This window comes from Gordonia sp. (in: high G+C Gram-positive bacteria) (genome assembly GCF_049647785.1).
In the GTDB taxonomy this organism is placed as follows: Bacteria; Actinomycetota; Actinomycetes; order Mycobacteriales; family Mycobacteriaceae; genus Gordonia.
The window spans coordinates 1-19,189 of record NZ_JBARYI010000015.1 but is presented as its reverse complement, the minus strand read 5'-3'; the positions used below and the strand labels follow the sequence as shown (position 1 = coordinate 19,189).

Genomic DNA, 19,189 nt, shown 5'->3' with positions numbered 1-19,189 from the left:
GCGTTTCGGGATTGCGTCCCGAAAATGGTGTTTTGCCTGCGGAAACACCTTAGGTGAGGGATGCCTAAGTGATTGCTGTGAGATTGCTGGAAATGATGCGTTAACCAGGACCAGGTTGGCGTTAACCTGAACCTACCTTTCGGCCCCTCAAGTTGCGCTTGAGACTTTCTAGCAGCAGGTGGCCAGCGTGGAGCGAATTGCTTCCAAATTGCCGGGTTCGGCGCGATAAAAGATCTTCACGCCACGGCGCTCGGACGTCACAATCCCGGCCTCGCGGAGTTGCCTTAGGTGATGTGAAGCAGTGCCGGCGGAGACGCCGACGGCATCGGCAAGGTTGGTGGCACCCATTTCGCCGCCAACGGCACCCATGAGCAGTGACACCATCTGAATCCGGATTGGGTCGGCAATTGCCTTGAGGCGCAGGGCTAGTTCCGTTGCGTCCTCGGTGGACATCGCTCCGTTGGCAAGGGGTGCGCAGCAGATCGGTGCGCGAACGTCGATGACGGGCAAGGACTTGGGCATGGGACCAACATATCAAATAGTTTGACATTCATCAAAGTATTGAATAGAACGGAGTTATCTCTAATTCGACATCCATCAAACTATTGGAGCTTCCCATGTCGCGCATCCAACTCGCCCTCAACGTCGACGATCTTGACTCGTCGATCGAGTTCTACAGCAAGCTCTTCAATACGGCGCCAGCCAAGGTGAAGCCGGGCTATGCGAACTTTGCGATCGTGGAGCCGCCACTGAAGCTGGTGTTGCTCGAGAACAAGGGCGAAGGCGGTAGTATCAATCACCTCGGTGTTGAAGTGGAATCGAGTGCGACGGTGCACGGCGAAATCGCGCGCCTCACCGGCGAAGGGTTGTTCACCGAGGAGCAGATCAACACCACTTGCTGTTTCGCCACGCAAGACAAAGTGTGGGTCGGTGCCCCCGACGGCGAGCGCTGGGAGGTCTACACGGTGTTGTCGGATTCGGAGTCGTTTGGCGAGGCGCCTCCGGCACCTGCCTTTAAAGATCTCGGGCTCACCGACGGTGGGGCTGCGGGCGGGTGCTGCTCCACGACTGCGTCGAACTCCAGCTGCTGCTGACTCTCGGTTGCGGTCGATATCGACAGCTGTCAATATCGACATATGTCGAAATCGCTCGACCTGACTGATGCAACGGTCAGGTGTTCTCCGCTGGTTCGCGACCCGCTGACGGCGGCCGAGGCGCTCGACCTTGCCGCCATATTCAAGGCGCTCGCGGACCCTGTGCGGTTGCAGTTGTTTAGTCTGATCGCCAGTCACTCCGACGGCGAAGCCTGTGTGTGCGACATTTCGCCCGCCGTCGACGTGTCGCAGCCAACCATTTCCCACCACCTGAAGGTCCTGCGAACGGCAGGCCTCCTGGAATCCGAACGCCGCGCATCGTGGGTGTACTACCGCGTGGTTCCTGCCGCGTTGGCATCGCTGACCGGCGCATTGTTACCGCTGGGTGCGGAGGTCGGGGCATGACGTCGACCGTGGATGAGGAAGTTGGCGTGGTCGGCAAGCTGTCAACGCTCGATCGTTTCCTGCCGGTATGGATCGGGCTCGCGATGGTTGTCGGACTGCTTCTTGGCCGAGGAATTCCCGGACTGAATACGGCGATCGACAAGATTTCGATCGACGGCATCTCGCTGCCAATCGCCGTCGGTCTGCTCGTCATGATGTATCCGGTGCTCGCGAAGGTCCGCTACGACCGTCTCGACACGGTCACCGGGGATCGCAAGCTGATGGTCGCGTCGCTCGTGTTGAATTGGCTGGTCGGGCCGGCGCTCATGTTCGCCCTCGCCTGGCTGCTGCTTCCTGACCTACCCGAGTATCGAACAGGCCTGATTATCGTCGGGTTGGCCCGCTGTATCGCGATGGTGATCATTTGGAACGACCTCGCCTGCGGTGATCGCGACGCCGCCGCCGTACTGGTCGCCATCAACTCGGTCTTCCAAGTGTTTATGTTCGCGGTCCTCGGATGGTTCTACCTTTCGGTTCTGCCCGGCTGGCTTGGCTTGGATCAGACAACAATCGATGCCTCGCCCTGGCAGATCGCGAAGTCGGTGCTGATTTTTCTTGGTATTCCGCTGTTAGCTGGCTTCCTGACGCGCCACTACGGTGAGCGTGCGAAGGGTCGTGAGTGGTACGAATCCAAGTTTCTGCCGCGGATTGGACCGTGGGCGCTGTACGGATTGCTGTTCACCATCGTGCTGCTGTTTGCGCTGCAAGGCGACCAAATTACTTCCCGACCGGGCGACGTTGCACGGATCGCCCTGCCGTTGCTGGCCTACTTCGCGATCATGTGGGGCGGCGGCTTCCTCCTCGGCGCTGTCCTGCGCATGGGGTATGCGCGAACCACCACGCTTGCTTTTACCGCCGCGGGAAACAACTTCGAGCTCGCCATTGCCGTCGCGATCGGAACCTACGGCGCGACCTCGGGCCAAGCCCTCGCAGGCGTTGTTGGACCGCTCATCGAAGTTCCCGTTCTCGTGGCCCTCGTCTACGTTTCCTTAGCGCTGCGGCGCCGATTCCCGGCGGTGCGGGCATGAGTCGTTCGGTGCTGTTTGTCTGCGTTAAGAATGGCGGGAAGTCGCAGATGGCGGAGGGCCTGATGCGGCAACTCGCTGGCGACGCCGTCGAGGTTCATTCGGCCGGGACCCGGCCCGGGTCGGCTGTGAATGCACTGTCCGCGGAGTCTTTGCTCGAGGTTGGCGTCGACATTCGGGATGAAGTTCCGAAGGCGATAGATCCCGAGCTCCTGCGCAGGGTCGATCTCGTCGTCACGCTTGGCCGGGAGGCTGTCGTAGATGAACCCGGCGTTCGCGTCATCAACTGGGACACCGACGAGCCCTCCGAGCGCGGGATCGACGGGATCGAGCGAATGCGCCTGGTCCGCGACGACATTGCTGGGCGAGTTCGGACGCTCGTCGCCGAGTGGGGCGTTACGTAGCTCAGAAAAACTGTTAAACCAGAGGCCTCCGACGGCAAATTGCCCTCGGAGGCCTCTGGTTTAACAGTTCTTCTGGGCGACGGTGTGTTGTGGAACCAATCGGGTCTGGCGCGCGTCCAAAGAAGCATGAAAGATTCTGGCGTTTACAACCGACGACACCTTTATTCATTCGGATATGACGATTCAACGATTGACCGCATGGTTGCCGCCGGTGATCTGTCGCGGCTCCGCAGTGGCTGGTTAGCCTCGAAAACTCATGATGCGACCGTTGCCTCGGCCGTCGCCGACGGTGGCGTGCTGACCTGCGTGGACGCATTGAGATTCGGCGACAGTTCACCGTGGCGTCCGAACCTGTCGACTCCATTCCGTCAGCACTGCTGTGCGCAACAGGCTGCTTGAGTCGCGAAGAATGGATTGCCGTCTGCGATTCGTACATGAACTCCCGCGGCATCACCGTTGAGGATCTTCGAGCAGTGATGGGGAATGTTGGTCCGACAGTCACCGAATGGCTGTACTCAACTGACTCGCGATCGCAGTCCGGAACCGAGAGCATCACGCGCCTTCGGCTGCGATCGCTCGGTTTCAACGTGGTGGCGCAACCACAGATCGACGGGGTCGGTCGAGCCGATCTGCGGATCGGTTTGCTGATCATCGAATGCGACAGCATTCAGTACCACGCGACAAAAGTGGACTACGAGCGTGATCACAAGCGTGACCGCAAGGCCCTCGTCAACGGGTGGCTGACCCTGCGGCTCACCTACGACGACATCCTCTTCGGCTGGGACGAAGTCCTTGCCGACATTCGGAGCATCACCGGCCGTGATCGGCATCGGGCACGGACCCCTGGGGAACTGGCGCTGATCGAAAAGTCTGTGCGGCAGTCGCGGTTTGTTGAGGACTAAGGGGGGCTACAGGTGAGAAGGTGCGATACGAGTAGCCGCCTCCCACAAATAAGTCCTACTCGCAGGCGATGCCGTCGCCGTCGCGGTCGAGTTTGCGTGAGTAGCCGGGCTCACCAGCGGAAATTGGGGCGGCACCGGCGGCACGAGCTGCAGAGCAGTTCTGGTAGTAAACGTCGCCGCCCGGCGCGGGCCTCTCCACCAGAGGTGCGCGCGCCGGGGGCGGCGTGGTTGTTTCACGTGGTCGCGGCGGCGGGACGTACGCGGTCGTCGGGGGCGGCGTTGTTTCGGTGGTCGTTGGTGTTTCGTCGGTGGTCGACGCTTCCGTGGTCGCCGGGTTTTCGCCACTGCATGAGCTCAAAACCCGTTGCATCGCAGCCTTTTCCGCGGCCGTGACCCACAACCGGTAGGCGGCCTTCACCTCGATCTGACGAGACACATAGGTGCAGCGGTACGACCTGTTAGGCGGTAGCCAGGTCGCGGCGTCGCCGTCACTCTTGCGTTGATTGGTGGGACCGTCGGTGGCTTGAAGGTTCCGCGGATCGTTAGCGAAGTTGAGGCGATCGACCGACGATAGCTGTTGGGCACCCTTCTGCCACGCATCCGACATCGCGACCACATGATCGATCTGAACGGCCGACGACGTACCGGATCCGCGCTGGAATGGAATCGACTTGCCGGTATAGGGATCATTGAGAGTTCCGGTCAACACCACACAGTTGCGGGTTCCGGGCTTATACGTGACGTCAGTCAGGTCGCGGTCCAAAATATCGTTGCGCGTATCGCAGCCATTGTGGCCGCCAGCGACGGAAACGTCGTCGCTCCATTTCTGCCCGAACAAACTGCGGTCGTAGCCGGTCTTGGGGGCTCGGCCCTTCACGGCAAGCGAGTCGAGTTCGAGCAGTGCCGCCGTGGCCCGCTCGGAATTACTGCCAACTGGGGTTGTGGTCGGGGAAGGGCTCGCGGTTGTCTCAACCTCGGTACTGGACCAGGACATGTCCCCGAGTTGCGCGGCGGCACTCGGGGAAGCCGAAGGCGCATCCGAGGAACTGCAGCCAGCGATCAAGACCGCGGCCAATGCGACCGCCGCGCTCGCTCCCCACCGTGACCCCGCGGGAGAAAACCTGCCAACTTGCCGAACCTTCATTCCCCCATGTTCCCACCACCCTCCGACAAAAGAACTTTTCCCGCCCGAACGTACGACAGTCGCGGTGTGGCCCCGCGTACGGTGACGGAGTGACCCAGAACGCATCGCCTTCGCCAGTTGTGACCACTGCTACCGGCCCCGTCCGGGGTAAAAGGGAAGGGGCCGCCACGGAAGGCCAGGTGTCTGCTTTCCTGGGTATTCCGTACGCGGCACCGCCGGTCGGGCCAACCGCTTTCGCCGCACCGACCCCGCACGACTCGTGGTCCGAGGTTCGCGATGCGACCGACTACGGCCCGACCGCGCCGCAGGTCGGCTACCCGGCACCGATCGCCGCGATCCTCGACAATGTGATCGATCCCGGTGCCGACTACCTGAACCTCAACATCTGGACACCCGACGAAGACGCCACCGGACTGCCGGTCATGGTGTGGATTCACGGTGGTGCCTTTGCCCGCGGCTCCAACCAGATCGCGATCTACGACGGCAGTACCTTCGCGCGTGACGGCGTGGTGTGCGTCGGCATCAACTACCGCCTGGGAATTCCCGGCTTTGGTTCAGTCCCCGGCGCGCCCGACAACCGCGGGCTTCTCGATCAGATTGCTGCTCTGGAATGGGTTCGGGACAATATCGCAGCCTTTGGTGGTGACCCCGACAACGTTACGATTTTCGGTGAATCGGCCGGAGCGATGAGTGTTGCCTCGCTGCTGGCGTCCCCGCTCGCCGAGGGGCTATTCCATCGCGCCGCCATGGAAAGCGGCAATGGCTTCACCGCCGCAGCCGTCGACGACGCGCACAAGGTCACTGCTCGAGTCGCCGAAATTCTCGGCGTCGACCACACTGTCGAAGCCTTCGGGAAAGTGTCGATGGACGATCTGCTGCAGGCCCAAACCCAGGTGGCGCTCGAACTGACGGTGAACCCCGACCCCGACGTTTGGGGTGCTACCATCACCTCGATCGGCCTCGGTGTCATGAGCACCTTCCCCGTCCTCGACGGCACCGTGCTGCAGGATGCCCCGCAGAACGCGATCGGCGACGGCGCTGGCCGCGGCATCCCGTTGCTGGCGGGATGGAATGCCGACGAGTTCCGCTTCTTCTTTGCGCCGACCGGCATTGTTGCGGCCGCCACCCCGGAACTGGCGCGAGGCATGATCGCGAAGGCTGGCTTGCCGACCGACCAGTTCGACGAACGGCTGGCTCACGGCGTCAGCCCGGGTGATGCCCTATGCGAAGCGATTACCGACCTTGCCTTTGCTGCGCCAACCAGGGCATTGGCCGACCTGCGGCCCGATTCGCCGACATATCTTTACGAGTTCCGCTATTCGTCGCCGGTCGCCGACATTCGTGCTGGGCATGCGGTCGAACTGCCCTTCGTCTTCGATCGCTTGGACATCGCGCATGCCCTCACCGGACCCGAGCCCGACCAATCCGTTGCTGAAGCGATGCACAGTGCCTGGGTGCAGTTCGCGAAGACCGGCAACCCGGGTTGGACGGTGCACGCTCCGGGAAATGAGCCCCACGTGTTTGGGTAGAAGCCGCTACCGCCCGGGCAACACTAAGTCGAGGAGCCAGTCGCGGGCGAGCGGGGCGTCATGGTTGAGGTCAATATCTGGTCCGCGCGGAACGTAGAGGTTCGGGGTGCGACCGCTGATCACGTCGGCGATATTGCCGAGCGCATCCGATCCCGCATCGTCCAAGTAGCCGGCATGGGCGTCGACGCCCTGGACGAGTTCGCCGTTGCTGTAATAGCCGCTGTCCAGACGCGTGACGCCGGGGGCAGAGTCGGGGTCGCCACCGTGCACGGCCGCACCGAATTGCTGCGAATAGTGGATGGGATCGCCGGGCGGTGTCAGGGAGAATCGTTTGACGTCGGGATTGGTGTTGCGCCAGGGGCTGTCGTCGACGCCCGTCCCTGACGATGATGCGTACACCACGCGGTCGGCGCGCATACCGTGCTGCTCGGCGGTACCGACCACCGAGCCGCCGTACGAGTGACCAATGATTGTCGTCTTCAGCGGGGTATTCGACGTCGCCAACTGCTGATCGAGCGTTGCCGTGAAGTTCGCCAACCGCTGCGCCATCCGGTGCGCGGGTTTGGGGTCGACAGCATTGTCGACGATTGGCGTCAGATCTTTCTCGATGACGTGCTGGGGGAAGGTGCCGTCGGCCCAGACGATCACCGGCGATCCACTCAAGCTGGCCAGCGATGCGGCGCGGCGCCGGTAGTCGCCAGAAGTTTGCAGCGACGTTCCCGTTCCCGGTACCAGGACACCGACACCGTTGGCCGAGGGCGTTAGCTCGCCGACGAGTTCAATGAACCGGCCACTATTCGCACGGAACCCGATGAACGTGCGGGGCACCATGCGGGTCGGGTCCATCGGGTCGGGGGCCGGTTCCAAGAGCGACCGCAGGAGTTTTGCCTTGTCGCCGGTCCCACGGCCAGCTTCCTCTTCTTCGGCCAGTGCCAATCTGATGGACAGATGGTTAGCGGTGATCCGGTCCGCGAAGTCGATGCCGTCGAGATTGCCGATAAATTCGGGAGCCTCGGACGAGAGGCGAGTTCGTTGCGCGGCATTGAGTGACTCCCAGTAGCGGGTCACTTGGTCGGGCGACAGCGAGAAGAGTCGGCTGAGCGCGTCCTCGAGTCGAACGTATCCGGGGCCCGCAGGGTTGGGGACCTTGCCGTCGGATCCATCGAACTCTCCAGTCAACGACCTGAGACGGTCAGCGAGGGCAGCGTCTGCGGTTTGGGCGGCGACCAGAATCGCGCGAAGCCGTGACGACAGGAACTCGGCATCTGCCCGCCGTTTGGGACTCGGGTGGGAAACAGTGCCGTCGTCACCCACCACAAACTGCGCGCCTGTTATAGAGGCGAGTTGGGCCGACAACCGCTGTTGGGCCGACGCGAGTTGCGCATAGCCGTCTCGGGTGGCCGCGGCGAGGTCTTTGACGGTCTGCTCCATCCGGCGTAGCCGGGTCGCGTCGGCGGTGATGCGTGTGGCTGCCGCATCGCGAGCAAATCCCGTCCAGGTCGGATCAAGCCCGAGGGACCGATTCAAGGCAAACGTCACTCTGGCGATCTGTTCGCCGCGAACATCAAACGCGGTGGCCGCAGCGGCGAGCCCGTCGAGGTGCCAACCGGTGACCGCAGCGATGCCGATCATGATTGCAGCCGCAGTGCGGCCAGTGCGGCCGCAGCGGCCCGATCGGATTCGACGGTGCGAGCATTGAATGCCTGCAGCGCATCGGCCAGTCCGGACAGATTTGTTGACACGGACCGGGCGCACCCGTGTGCGGCATTGCCAGCGTCGCGGAGCGCGGGTGCGCTACGACTGCCTGCTAACGAAAGATCGGCGGCCTGGTACGACAGGCCGCCGATCTCGGTGCCGCATTGTCGCCATTTGGCGACGATCTCGGCGATGTTTTCAGTTGTGATGCCGAAGCCCATGACTGCCTCCCGGATGGCTGCGTCGAGCGACATATTGTCGAACGAATGATTGGTGGCTGTGCATTCGTTAGACGCAGCGCGACGAATTCTGGATCCATCGCTATCCACAGGCTCCGGCGGGAGCGAACGTTATGTCAGTTCAGCAACGCGGTTCGCGAAGATACCTGCCTGCGCATCGGCGAGCAGATGCGCCACGGTTTCCCCGGAATCAGTTTTGTTGGTGCCGATGAAGCCCGACGGACCGCGCTTGATCCAGCCCGTCACATACAGGCCGGGAATGGGTTCACCGTCGTCAACGATTCGACCTTCGGTGTGGGAGACGGTGCCGTGTTCGCTGTCGAATGGCAGGCCGGGAATCGGGCGGCCGCGATAGCCGATCGCGGAGAGGACCAGGTTCGCGTTGAGGGTGACCCGCTGGTCGGTGCCGGTTTTGACGAACTCAACACCGGTGGCCGCATCGTCGCCGAGAACCAACACCGGAGTGAGCCCAAACGACAGTCGAATGAACGGTCCGGGCGGCTTGGGGCGCTGAGAAATCTCGCGCAGCAATTCCACTTTCGCCGCGATTGTGGGATCGGTGATGCCGCTGGAATCGACGTCGTCGAGTTCGGCGGGATCGACCCACACGCGGGCTTTGCCGTCGGCGAGGCCGATCAGTTCCGGAAGGGTGAACGCCGCGTGTTCGGGGCCGCGTCGAGCAACGACGATCACTTCGCGCACATCCGAGGAACGCAACGCCGCCAATGCTGACCGGTCGATGGTGGTTGAGGCCAGGGACTCCGGATCGGCGGTGAAAATGCGAGCGACGTCGAGGGCGACGTTCCCATTGCCAATCACTACGACCTGGTCGGTAGCCAGATTGGGGGCATCGTCGGCGAAGTCGGGATGTCCGTTGTACCAGCCAACCACCGACGTTGCGCTTTGCACGCCGGGCAATCGGGCACCTGGTATCTCGAAGGGGCGATCGATCGGTGCGCCGCCGGCCCACAGCACGGCATGGTGCGTGCGACGTAGATCGTCAAGCGTCAGGTCGCGGCCAATCTCGGTGTTCAACCGGATCTCGATGTTCGGGTGGCGCGCGATGTCGTCGAACAAGTTGCTGACGCTACGCGTCGACAGGTGATCGGGGGCCACACCAAAGCGGGCTAGACCGAAGGGCTGCGGCAACCGCTCAAACATCGTGATCCGCACCTGCGAGTACTTCAGCAGTTGATCTGCGGCGTACATGGCCGACGGACCGGAACCGACGATCGCGACCTTCAGTTCGGCGGGTACAGCGCCGGTCAGCGCGCGGGGTTTGGTGATCGGTGCCAGCGGTAGCCGCCAATCGGTGGGCACCGGGAACCGGGCGTCGCCGAGGCCGCTATCGGGGTAATGATTGGCGTTGACGTCGGCAAACCGGGCCGCAGAATCCTCGAGCCGATGTCCGGGGACGATGGCACCGACGGGGCAAGCGCTGACACATGCACCGCAGTCGACGCAGGTCGCCGGATCGATGTAGAGCATTTCGGCGATGCCGAAATCCGGCTCGTCGGGTGTCGGATGGATGCAATTGACCGGGCATGCGTAGACGCACGAGGCGTCGCCACAGCATGCCTGTGTAATGACGTGGGGCACGGAACCTGCTTAGCTCGCGGTGTAGAGGGGTTCGCTGCGGTAGCGCGAGGCGCGGCCGTCGATGCCGAGCGCGCGCCACACCCGACGGGAAGCCGGGTTCATGAGGCCACACTGCTCTGCGAGCATGCGAACGTCGCCGAATACGCCGGACAGGAAGGCCTTCGACTCGGGCGAGCGCCAGAAGATCTCCCGGAGGACGCTGCGCGGGACGTCGAATTCCTTGCGGAACTCACTTGGCGGCACGGTGATGGCATTGCACAGCACGCGCATCACAATCGGCAGGGTGATCGACAGGGCGAACTTGGTGGCTCGACCCTTGGACGGGATGGTGGTCCGCAGATGATTGTGTGCGAACGAGATGTGGCGGGCCTCTTCGGCGACGTGCAGTTCCATTACGGCGGACATTGCCGGATGGATGTTTTCGCCAGCGCGCAGGAAGTCCTTTTGAATGTGATCGATCGGTTCTTCACCCGCGAGCACACCAAAGTAGAAGACGGTCGGCAGGCCCGTCGCGAACAGCGGAATGATCGGCGAGATGCGACGCAACCACCAGCGCATGCCCTTGGTTTCCATGCCAATGCGGTTCACCAACTCCTGGAACATGAGCGTGTGATTGCACTCTTCCTTGGCCTCGTGGGTGGTGTAGCGGAAGCGCATGTCGCCGTTCGGGAGGCGATCGGAGTACTGGAGGAGTCCGCGAATGAGGATTGACTCGAACTGCAAACCGACCTTCGCGACGTTGGCCTGGCGCCACATCCCGATCTCGATCTGCTTCTCGCGCGGCAATGCCTGGTACCAGGGGTGACGCCCGATGGGGTCGACGGTGTACGACAGGATCCAGCGATCGTCGTTGGGGACAATCGCCATGTGCGGGGCATCCCAGTCAATGTCGAGGTAGGGATCAAAGTTCCGGTGCACCGAGGCATTGGATAGATCCTCAAGGACCTGGTTGTAGTCGGGCTCGGTGGCCTGCTTGGCTGGCGGCGCATACGTGGTGGGACGAGGCTGCGTGCTGGTCATGGTGTGCTCCTGACTCGCGTCGGTGGTCTGACGTCTCGCAGCCGCAGGGTAAGAGGCCGCCGATGTAGAACCCGTTGTTATCAGCGTCGCACCGCCGCCCGATCTTGTCAACGTTCGATGACACAATGGCGATGGGTCTATTCGCAGTGACGTGCATCACCGGGCCTCCCCCTGGAAGAATGCTTCCCGTGGAGATCGTGGTGATCGTCGTCGTCTGCGTGCTTGCCATTGCCGGGGCCAACCAGCTCGCGCCGCGGATACGGATCGCAGCACCGCTATTGCTGGTCGCGGTCGGTGTCGGGGTGAGCTACGTTTCCGGAGTTCCAGACATCTCCGTCGATCCGGAGATCATTCTGGTCGGCGTGCTGCCGCCCCTCCTGTACGCCTCTGCCGTCGCGCTGCCAGGCATGGACTTCAAACGCGACTTTCGCGCCATCAGCGGGCTTTCGGTGATGCTCGTCGTCATCAGTGCGCTGGGGGTGGGCCTGCTCTTCATGTGGATCCTGCCGAACGCCGATTTCGCGACCGGCGTGGCGCTCGGCGCCATCCTCAGTCCCACTGACGCGGTGGCCACCACCACTGTCAAGAGGGTCGGTGCGCCGCAACGACTGGTGACCGTCCTGTCCGGTGAAAGCCTGTTCAACGATGCCAGTGCGCTGGTGGTACTCCGCGCCGCGATCGCCGCCATGGCCGCAAGCGTGTCGCTAATCGGGGTTGCCGTGTCGTTCCTGTGGGCCATCGGTGCGGCCATCGCCGTGGGGGCTGTCATCGGGTGGATTTTCATCGCCGTCCGCTCGCGGATCTCCAACGTGGCGGTCGCGACCGCGGTCTCGTTCACCGCGCCGTATATCGCGTATGTGCCCGCCGAGTTGATGCACGCCTCAGGCCTGGTAGCGGCAGTCGCCGCCGGATTGGTCAGTGGTCGATCCTCGCTCCGACGCCTCACCGCAGCACACCGGCAGTCGGACCAGCAGACCTGGCGCACCGTCGAAATCATGCTCGAAGGCGGCGTCTTTCTCCTGATGGGTCTGGAACTAAAAGCCCTCGTCACCGATGTGCACGAAAGCCACGAAACGGTGTGGCATGCCGTCTGGCCCGCGGCCGTCGCCCTCGTTCTGCTGCTGGTGATCCGCTGGGCCTTCGTGATGTCGCTCGTGTGGTCCATCGCTCGCCGCGTGCGGCGCGTCATCGCTCGTGAACCGCTGCTTGAGCGCATGCAAGACCGGCTCGGTGACCGTGATGAAGCCGCAGACCGGTCAACCAGACGCTTCCAGCGACACATCGATCGCAGGCTCGCCGACATCGAGTACTACCGAACAGAATCGATCGGTGTGCGCGAAGGCTACGTCGTGGTGTGGGCGGGCATGCGCGGCGTCGTGACCTTGGCGGCAGCCCAAACCCTGCCCGCCGACACCGACTACCGGTCGTTGCTGATTCTGACGGCATTCGTCGTCGCGGTGGGCTCGCTGCTGATCCAGGGCACCACCCTCGGTGGCTTCATCAAACGATTGAAACTGCCCGACAATTCTGCGGACGCGGCCGACGAACGCCGCAAACTCCTTCGCGTGATGACGGCCATCGGCGACGAAGTACTCACCGACCCGGGCGTGTGCGGAACGGACGGGATCCTCGCTCGCCGCGTGGAGGTGGTGCGCGAACTCGAAGCGAACACCGTCGACGAGGACGACGACTTCGACGGCGACACCGTAGACCTGCGGTTGGACAATGCCGCGGAGATGCGCCGCGTCCGCCGCGTCATCATCTATCGGCAGCGCGCCGAACTGATCGATCTGCGGGACCGGGGCGCCTACAGTTCCGACACGCTCAGCTTTGTTCTCAAACGCCTCGATGCCGAAGAGCTCAGCCTCGACGCCCAGGCAGGGCGGACCTAGTTGCGCTACTTCCCGACGATCACGATGGGCAGCGCCGCGGTGAACCACAGCAACGACAAACCCAACAGCAGCCAGGTGGCACCCTGCCAAATCTGCCAGCGGCCATCGTGTTTGTAGTTGAGGTACGTGCGAACCATCGCGGCAATCGTTCCAAGAATCACCAACACCGCCGAGGCAATGACGAACACGGTGTCGGCAGTGCCGGTCGTGAAGGTCGCGCCAATCACCGCGAGGATGCCGAGACCAATCGTCACAGCGACGTGGATGCCCGCGTCGCGAAGTTCGCGCGGGGCGGTGGTGGTCGACATTGTCAGCTCCTGTGCCGGAAAAACATTTCGGGTGGTTTGCCCTCCAGTGTACGGATTGACACACCCGGGACTTCGTACCGATGCGCAGGCAACGGTCATGGTGAACAATGGGGTTGAGGCCAAATGCGGAAAGCCGTCAGAAGGCACCCGGTCGGCACTCAAGATTTAAACCGAAAACGAAGGAGAGCAGTCGCAAATGAGCTTGATTCTGGTCGGCGTAGACGGATCACCCGAATCGACCAATGCGGTTCGCTGGGCAGCGAATGCTGCGGCGGTCGAAGACCTCGATCTTAAGATCGTGGCCGCGTATAGCTCCACCACCAGTGACTACGCCCCCGGCCTCGTTATCCCGCAAGACGTGATCGACTCGATCCGCAGCGAAGCCACCAACTTTGTGCAGGAAGCGGCCACCGCAGCCCGCGAAGTCGCTCCCGACGTAAAGCTGAACGGTTCGATCGTCGAAGGCGACGCCGCCCGCGTCCTCCTCGAACTCGGCGAGAACGCCCAGATCACCGTTCTCGGTACCCGCGGCCTCGGCAGCGTGAAGGGCCTGTTCCTCGGGTCAGTCAGCACGAGCGTCGCAGCGCACTCGAAGGGCCGCGTCGTGATTGTGCCCGGCGGTGCGCTCGGTGGCGACGGCCCCATCGTTGTCGGCGTCGACGACTCCAAGATCAGCGACCCCGCCGTCGCCGAGGCCTACCGCCAGGCCGACCTGCGCAACAAGAAGCTCGTCGCGGTCCACACGTGGACCCCGCTCGATGCCGATGCCCTGCACGGTTTCGGTCTCGACGAGAAGGAGATCGACGAGATGAGCCAGCAGGCCGTCGAAGCGGTCGCCGAACGCATGGCCGGTTACAGCCAGGATTACCCGGACGTTGAGGTCGAACGGGTGGTCGTACCGGAGGAGCCCGCCAAAGCGATTCTGGAAGCCGCTGGCGATTCCGCATCGATGATCGTGATGGGCAGCCGCGGCCGCGGTGGCTTCACCGGACTGCTGCTCGGTTCACGTAGCCAGAAGGTGCTCCATCACGCCCAGGTTCCGGTGATGATCGCGCGCCGCTAGCTTTCCCAAACAGCAATCAGGAGTCGGGCACGGGTGCCCGACTCCTGATTGCTTTCTCGGGCTAACGTGGCAGACGATGAAACATCTCCCACGGGGACTGTGGGTCCTGCTGATCGCGAACGCGGTGATCGCTCTCGGCTACGGATTGGTTGCCCCGGCCCTCCCGCTGTTCGCAACCGCATTTGGGGTGTCGTCGGCGGCTGCGGGACTGGTCGTGTCGGCGTTCGCCGCCATGAGGCTGCTGTTTGCCCCCACAAGCGGGCGGTTGGTCACCAAACTCGGCGAACGCAAGATTTACCTGACCGGGCTGCTCATCGTCGCTCTCAGCACCTTGGCCTGCGCTTTCGCCCAGGAATACTGGCAGTTGCTGGTGTTCCGCGCGGCGGGCGGTATCGGTTCGACGATGTTCTCGATCTCCGCCATGGCTTTGCTAATCCGACTGTCGCCGCAAGAAGTGCGTGGCCGCGCCTCCGGGTACTTCTCCGCAGGGTTCCTTGTCGGCAGCCTCACCGGGCCGCTGATCGGTGCGGCCCTCGTTGAATTTGGACTCCGCTTTCCGTTCGTCGTCTACGCGATCGCCCTGCTCATCGCGGCGGCCGTCGTCGCAGTGATGATGCCCGCGCCGCCGCAAGCGAAGCCAAGCGACAAGGTCGACGACGAAGTGGGCCTCGCCGACGCACCGCGATTTATCGCGTCGCTCAAACTCGCCGAATATCGGGCAATCCTGACGTCGAACTTCGCTCAAGGCTGGGCGTCGATGGGCGTGCGCGTTGCGCTCGTTCCGTTGTTTGTCCAGGACGGACTCGGCTACGGCACGGCATGGGCAGGCATCATCCTGGCCTGCTATGCGGCCGGAAACGTGATCGCGATTCTGGTGTCGGGACGACTGTCGGACAAGTACGGGCGGCGGCCCGTCATGATTCCGGGACTGATCGTCGCGATCGCCGGCACCATCGGACTCGGGTATTCACCAAATATCTGGGTGGCTTTGGGCCTGACGGCCATCGCCGGTGTGGGCTCGGGACTGTTCGCGCCGACGCACCAGGCGGCGCTCGGTGACATGCTCGCGGGCAAGCGTCGCGGCGGTTCGGCACTGGCCGCCTACGGTATGGCGTCGGACTGCGGTGCGGTCGCCGGGCCGCTGATAACCGGCATGATTGCTGACGTGTTCGGCTTTGGGCCCGCCTTTGTGGTGACGGGTGTCGTGGTCCTCATCGCACTGCTCGCCTGGCTGGTATCGCCGGATGCAGCTAGGACCAACTTGGCAACCAAATTTGCTGACCCCACTCCACGTTAGAGATCGGGGCACCGGTGAGAATCGGCCACAACCAAACGAAATTGGCGATCACGAGCGCCACAAAGATCGATACCGCCAGCACGCTGATGAGTCGGCGTTCGGACTGTGCGCCCGGCGGCGGCGCACGTAACAGGTCCCCGCACATGAGCGCCAAACCCATCACCAGGAACGGCGCCATTGCGGTGGCGTAGAAGAAGTACATCTGTCGATCGATCTCCAAGAACCACGGCAAAATCGCGGCCCCGTACGCTGCCAAAACTGCGGCATAACGCCAGTCGCGGCGCGAGATAATTCGCCACAGGCCCCACGCGATCATCGGTAGCGCCAACCACCACAGGGCAGGTGTACCGACCAGCATTTGGGCGCGCACACAGTCGGATCCGCCGCACTGGTCCGGGCCGTACGAGATCGCGTACAGCATCGGCCGCAAGCCCATCGGCCACGTCCACGGTTTCGACTCCCACGGGTGATGGTTCCCCGCCGCGTTCGTCAGTCCCGCGTGGAACTCCAAGATTCCGGACTCGTAGTACCAAAACGAGCGCATCGCGGCCGGCACCCACGAGAAGGGGCCGTCGACGCCGACTTTCTCCCCGACCGCGTACCGGTACACCGACGACTCGGAGGCGAACCACGGGGCGAAACTCGCCACATACATCGCGAACGGCAGCAAACCCAACGACGACGCCGACGGCAGCAAATCGCGCCGCAGCACGCCCACCCACGGTCGCTTCACGTGGTAGGCGCGCCGAGTCGCAACGTCGAAACCGAGAGACAGCACCGTGAAAACGATGACGAAGTAAGCACCGGACCATTTGACGCCGCACGCCAAGCCCAGCATGACGCCCGCAGTGAAGCGGTACCAGCGGAAACCGAAGCGCGGGCCAAACGGCGAATCGTCGATCCGGCCCTGCGTCCATACCCGGTGCATGCGGGCCCGCATCTGATCGCGGTCGGCAATCAACGCGGCAAAAGCCAAGGTCACGAACAAGATTTGGAAAATATCGAGCATGCCCAGGCGGGACTGAACAAACAGCACGCCCTCGCAGATCGCAAAGATGCCCGCGATCGCGCCGATCAGCGTCGACCGGGTCATGCGTCGAACGGTCAGGTAGATCGCCAGGACGATGATGACGCCCGACACCGCAGACATGACCCGCCAACCCATCGGGTTGTAGCCAAACATCCACTGGCCAGCTGCCAACATCCACTTACCGACGGGTGGATGCACCACCAGGCCGTAGGCGGGGTTGTCCTCGATGAAGTTGCCGCCGGTCAGGACCTGCCAGCCCTGCGGGACGTAATGCTTCTCGTCGAAAACCGGCGTGCCCTTGTCCGTCGGATGAGTGAGATCCCAAAAGCGCGTCGCAATGGCGATCAACGTGATGACGGCACCGACGATGGTTCCGCGCATCCGGTCCGTTGCGCCGAACACCGGATCTGGCACCCGTGGCCCGGGCGCCGTGCCGAGGTCTTCGGTGAGCGCGCGGTCCACGACGGTCGCTCGGTCGATGGCGGCGGCAGGGGTCACCTGTGCGATGTTAGCCGGATCAGTAGGCTGAGTCGGTGACCAGTACTGACACAGCGGTAAGCGGCGAGCAGGGTGTCGGACGGCTCGTGCTGGCCGGCACCCCCATGGGACAGCCCGGCGACGCCTCGCCTCGACTGCGCGAGGCCCTTGCATCCGCCGACATCGTCGCTGCCGAAGACACTCGTCGGGCGCGGTCGCTGGCGTCGTCGTTGGACGTGGAAATCACCGGACAACTGCTCAGCTACTACGACCAAGTTGAGGCCGCCCGCACGCCCGGCCTCATCGAAGCGATCCACAGCGGGTCGACGGTCCTGCTCGTGACCGATGCTGGGATGCCGTCGGTCAGCGACCCCGGCTACCGTCTCGTCGTTGCCTGCGCGGAAGCAGACCTTCCGATGACGTGTCTTCCCGGGCCGTCCGCCGTCACCACGGCTCTGGCCCTGTCGGCGATGCCGTCTGAACGGTTCTGCTTCGATGGCTTTGCCCCCCGTAAACCCGGCCAACGCCAAGACTGGCTCGCCGAACTCCGCACCCAGCCGCGGACCGTCGTCTTCTTTGAATCTCCGCACCGGCTGGCGCAAACGTTGGCTGACGCGGCAGTCGTACTGGGGCCGGATCGTCGTGCCGCCGTCTGTCGCGAACTGACGAAAACGTATGAGGAAGTCCGGCGCGGAGGGCTCGCCGAACTTGCCGATTGGGCAGCGAACGGGGTGAAGGGCGAGATCACCGTCGTGATCGCCGGTGCCCCCGCCGTCGACGACACCGTCGAACTCACGGATGTGGTGGCACGAGCCCAGGAACTTGCCGAGAGCGGGGTGCGGCTGAAGGATGCGAGCGCCCAAGCTGCCGCGGGCACGCCCTTCTCGCGGCGGGATGTGTACCAGGCGGTGCTGGAGGCGCGGAGCGACAACCAATGACCGCCACCGTCGATCGCAGCTTCGCCGACCGAGCCGATGATGTGGTGCGGACCCTGCATCCCGGATACTTCTCGATGGTGATGGCAACCGGGATCATTTCGATCGCGGGGAGCGTGCAGGGCTGGGATGCTTTGTCCGTCGCACTGCTGTGGATCGCTGCGGTGACCTACGTGATCCTCTGGATCCTGACGCTGGTCCGTTTAGTACGCCATCGCGATGCGTTCGCGTTCGACCTTCGTGTGCCCGGCCGGACGTTCGGCTTTTTCACCGTGGTGGCTGCGACCGGTGTGCTCGGTTCGCGGCTGGTGTTTGACGGTCACGTCACCGCCGCGCTGATTCTCCTGGGAACTGCGTTGGCCTTGTTTCTGGTCCTCGGATATACCTTGCCGCCGTTGGCTTTTTCGGCCCGGACCGGTCAACCTCAGCTAGAACGCGCCGACGGCACCTGGTTTCTGTGGGTGGTGGCCGTGCAGTCGGTGGCCGTGTTGGCTGCGGGCATCCAGCCGCACGTGAGTGTTTACCGTGCCGAACTCGCACTGCTTGCGGTGGCCTGTTGGGCCGTCGGAGTCTTCCTCTATATGGCGGTGGCGCTATTCGTGGCGACGCGGATTTTCATGTATCACCCGCACCCCGATCAGTTGACTGGCGCGTATTGGATCGCGATGGGGGCTACCGCGATTACCGTCGTCGCCGGTGCGACGATCGGGCAGATGGCCGATGCGCCGGTCCTGTTGATCACGCGCGGAACCATTGAGGCGGTGTCGCTGTTCTTCTGGGCCTTCGGCACCTGGCTGATTCCGCCTCTGTTGTTCGCCGGTTGGTGGCGGCATATCCGTCACCGGATCCCGCTGCGCTATGACGTATCCGTGTGGGCCATCGTGTTCCCCCTCGGGATGTACGGTGTCGGTTCCCGCCAGATCGGCATCGTCAACACGATGCCCGTTCTCGATAAGATCGGCAGCGTCGAACTCTGGATCGCCGTCGCCGCCTGGTTCCTCACGTTTGCCGGCTTCCTCCTCCAACCCTGGACGAACGCCCCTCGTCGCAAGCCCCGGCCCGCTGTTCCCGCATGATGCGTCGATTCCCGCA

General features: G+C 63.3%; 19 protein-coding genes. 11 read left to right on the top strand and 8 right to left on the bottom strand.

The window, feature by feature from the left end; all coding sequences use genetic code 11:
• Nucleotides 1-168: 168 nt before the first annotated feature.
• Nucleotides 169-522 (bottom strand): Rv2640c family ArsR-like transcriptional regulator, encoded by a 354-nt coding sequence (locus WBA38_RS01495; protein WP_424295198.1) that lies wholly within the window; start codon nucleotides 520-522, stop codon nucleotides 169-171.
• A 95-nt stretch (nucleotides 523-617) separates the two neighbouring features.
• On the opposite strand from WBA38_RS01495, the gene WBA38_RS01490 reads away from it, so the two are divergent.
• The 5 genes from WBA38_RS01490 to WBA38_RS01470 all read left to right on the top strand — a co-directional run bounded on the left by WBA38_RS01490 (nucleotide 618) and on the right by WBA38_RS01470 (nucleotide 3,869).
• The gene (locus tag WBA38_RS01490) at nucleotides 618-1,094 is read left to right on the top strand and encodes an ArsI/CadI family heavy metal resistance metalloenzyme (RefSeq protein ID WP_424321870.1); all 477 of its coding nucleotides are present in this window, start codon (nucleotides 618-620) and stop codon (nucleotides 1,092-1,094) included.
• Between the two features lie 42 nt (nucleotides 1,095-1,136).
• The gene (locus tag WBA38_RS01485) at nucleotides 1,137-1,499 is read left to right on the top strand and encodes a metalloregulator ArsR/SmtB family transcription factor (protein WP_424295748.1); all 363 of its coding nucleotides are present in this window, start codon (nucleotides 1,137-1,139) and stop codon (nucleotides 1,497-1,499) included.
• Nucleotides 1,496-2,566 (top strand): ACR3 family arsenite efflux transporter, encoded by a 1,071-nt coding sequence (gene arsB / locus WBA38_RS01480; protein ID WP_424295746.1) that lies wholly within the window; start codon nucleotides 1,496-1,498, stop codon nucleotides 2,564-2,566. Before WBA38_RS01485 ends, arsB begins: the two co-directional genes overlap by 4 nt.
• Entirely contained in the window at nucleotides 2,563-2,967 is a 405-nt protein-coding gene (locus WBA38_RS01475) for a low molecular weight phosphatase family protein (RefSeq protein WP_424295745.1), read from the top strand. The genes arsB and WBA38_RS01475 overlap by 4 nt, the downstream gene beginning before the upstream one ends.
• A 338-nt stretch (nucleotides 2,968-3,305) precedes the next feature.
• Nucleotides 3,306-3,869 (top strand): endonuclease domain-containing protein, encoded by a 564-nt coding sequence (locus tag WBA38_RS01470; protein ID WP_424295744.1) that lies wholly within the window; start codon nucleotides 3,306-3,308, stop codon nucleotides 3,867-3,869.
• 55 nt (nucleotides 3,870-3,924) lie between these two features.
• On the opposite strand, the gene WBA38_RS01465 is transcribed toward WBA38_RS01470, so the two are convergent.
• Complete coding sequence (locus WBA38_RS01465) at nucleotides 3,925-5,013, bottom strand: GmrSD restriction endonuclease domain-containing protein (RefSeq protein WP_424295742.1); 1,089 nt, start codon at nucleotides 5,011-5,013, stop codon at nucleotides 3,925-3,927.
• 89 nt (nucleotides 5,014-5,102) lie between these two features.
• Here WBA38_RS01465 and WBA38_RS01460 point away from each other — a divergent pair, with 89 nt between their 5' ends.
• The gene (locus WBA38_RS01460; RefSeq protein ID WP_424321869.1) at nucleotides 5,103-6,542 is read left to right on the top strand and encodes a carboxylesterase/lipase family protein; all 1,440 of its coding nucleotides are present in this window, start codon (nucleotides 5,103-5,105) and stop codon (nucleotides 6,540-6,542) included.
• 6 nt (nucleotides 6,543-6,548) lie between these two features.
• Here the strand turns inward: WBA38_RS01460 and WBA38_RS01455 are convergent, their stop codons facing one another.
• The 4 genes from WBA38_RS01455 to WBA38_RS01440 all read right to left on the bottom strand — a co-directional run bounded on the left by WBA38_RS01455 (nucleotide 6,549) and on the right by WBA38_RS01440 (nucleotide 11,095).
• Nucleotides 6,549-8,174 carry an alpha/beta hydrolase gene (locus WBA38_RS01455; RefSeq protein WP_424321868.1) on the bottom strand — a complete coding sequence of 542 codons (1,626 nt, stop codon included), beginning with the start codon at nucleotides 8,172-8,174 and terminating at the stop codon, nucleotides 6,549-6,551.
• Nucleotides 8,171-8,491, bottom strand: coding sequence for a hypothetical protein (locus WBA38_RS01450; RefSeq protein WP_424296370.1), 321 nt, complete (start codon nucleotides 8,489-8,491; stop codon nucleotides 8,171-8,173). The genes WBA38_RS01455 and WBA38_RS01450 overlap by 4 nt, the downstream gene beginning before the upstream one ends.
• Before the next feature lie 96 nt (nucleotides 8,492-8,587).
• On the bottom strand, nucleotides 8,588-10,075 hold the full coding sequence (locus tag WBA38_RS01445) for a 4Fe-4S binding protein (RefSeq protein ID WP_424321867.1): 1,488 nt from the start codon (nucleotides 10,073-10,075) through the stop codon (nucleotides 8,588-8,590).
• Nucleotides 10,076-10,084: 9 nt separating this feature from the next.
• The gene (locus WBA38_RS01440; protein ID WP_424296366.1) at nucleotides 10,085-11,095 is read right to left on the bottom strand and encodes an AurF N-oxygenase family protein; all 1,011 of its coding nucleotides are present in this window, start codon (nucleotides 11,093-11,095) and stop codon (nucleotides 10,085-10,087) included.
• Between the two features lie 188 nt (nucleotides 11,096-11,283).
• Between WBA38_RS01440 and WBA38_RS01435 the strand changes: the two genes are divergently transcribed.
• Nucleotides 11,284-12,987 (top strand): cation:proton antiporter, encoded by a 1,704-nt coding sequence (locus WBA38_RS01435; protein ID WP_424296364.1) that lies wholly within the window; start codon nucleotides 11,284-11,286, stop codon nucleotides 12,985-12,987.
• A gap of 5 nt (nucleotides 12,988-12,992) precedes the next feature.
• Here WBA38_RS01435 and WBA38_RS01430 read toward each other — a convergent pair whose 3' ends face one another.
• Nucleotides 12,993-13,295 carry a hypothetical protein gene (locus tag WBA38_RS01430; RefSeq protein WP_424296362.1) on the bottom strand — a complete coding sequence of 101 codons (303 nt, stop codon included), beginning with the start codon at nucleotides 13,293-13,295 and terminating at the stop codon, nucleotides 12,993-12,995.
• Between the two features lie 196 nt (nucleotides 13,296-13,491).
• Here WBA38_RS01430 and WBA38_RS01425 point away from each other — a divergent pair, with 196 nt between their 5' ends.
• Together WBA38_RS01425 and WBA38_RS01420 are read left to right on the top strand one after the other, a co-directional pair.
• Nucleotides 13,492-14,358: a universal stress protein gene (locus WBA38_RS01425; RefSeq protein WP_424296361.1), complete on the top strand. Its 867-nt coding sequence runs from the start codon at nucleotides 13,492-13,494 to the stop codon at nucleotides 14,356-14,358.
• 76 nt (nucleotides 14,359-14,434) lie between these two features.
• A complete protein-coding gene (locus WBA38_RS01420; protein WP_424296343.1) occupies nucleotides 14,435-15,655 on the top strand; it encodes an MFS transporter in 1,221 nt (406 codons plus the stop codon).
• Here the strand turns inward: WBA38_RS01420 and WBA38_RS01415 are convergent.
• Entirely contained in the window at nucleotides 15,609-17,147 is a 1,539-nt protein-coding gene (locus WBA38_RS01415; RefSeq protein WP_424321921.1) for a dolichyl-phosphate-mannose--protein mannosyltransferase, read from the bottom strand. The genes WBA38_RS01420 and WBA38_RS01415 overlap by 47 nt on opposite strands.
• Before the next feature lie 71 nt (nucleotides 17,148-17,218).
• On the opposite strand from WBA38_RS01415, the gene rsmI reads away from it, so the two are divergent.
• Together rsmI and WBA38_RS01405 are read left to right on the top strand one after the other, a co-directional pair.
• A complete protein-coding gene (rsmI, locus tag WBA38_RS01410) occupies nucleotides 17,219-18,100 on the top strand; it encodes a 16S rRNA (cytidine(1402)-2'-O)-methyltransferase (protein ID WP_424321866.1) in 882 nt (293 codons plus the stop codon).
• Nucleotides 18,097-19,173 (top strand): tellurite resistance/C4-dicarboxylate transporter family protein, encoded by a 1,077-nt coding sequence (locus WBA38_RS01405; RefSeq protein WP_424296340.1) that lies wholly within the window; start codon nucleotides 18,097-18,099, stop codon nucleotides 19,171-19,173. The genes rsmI and WBA38_RS01405 overlap by 4 nt, the downstream gene beginning before the upstream one ends.
• The last annotated feature ends 16 nt before the right edge of the window (nucleotides 19,174-19,189 follow it).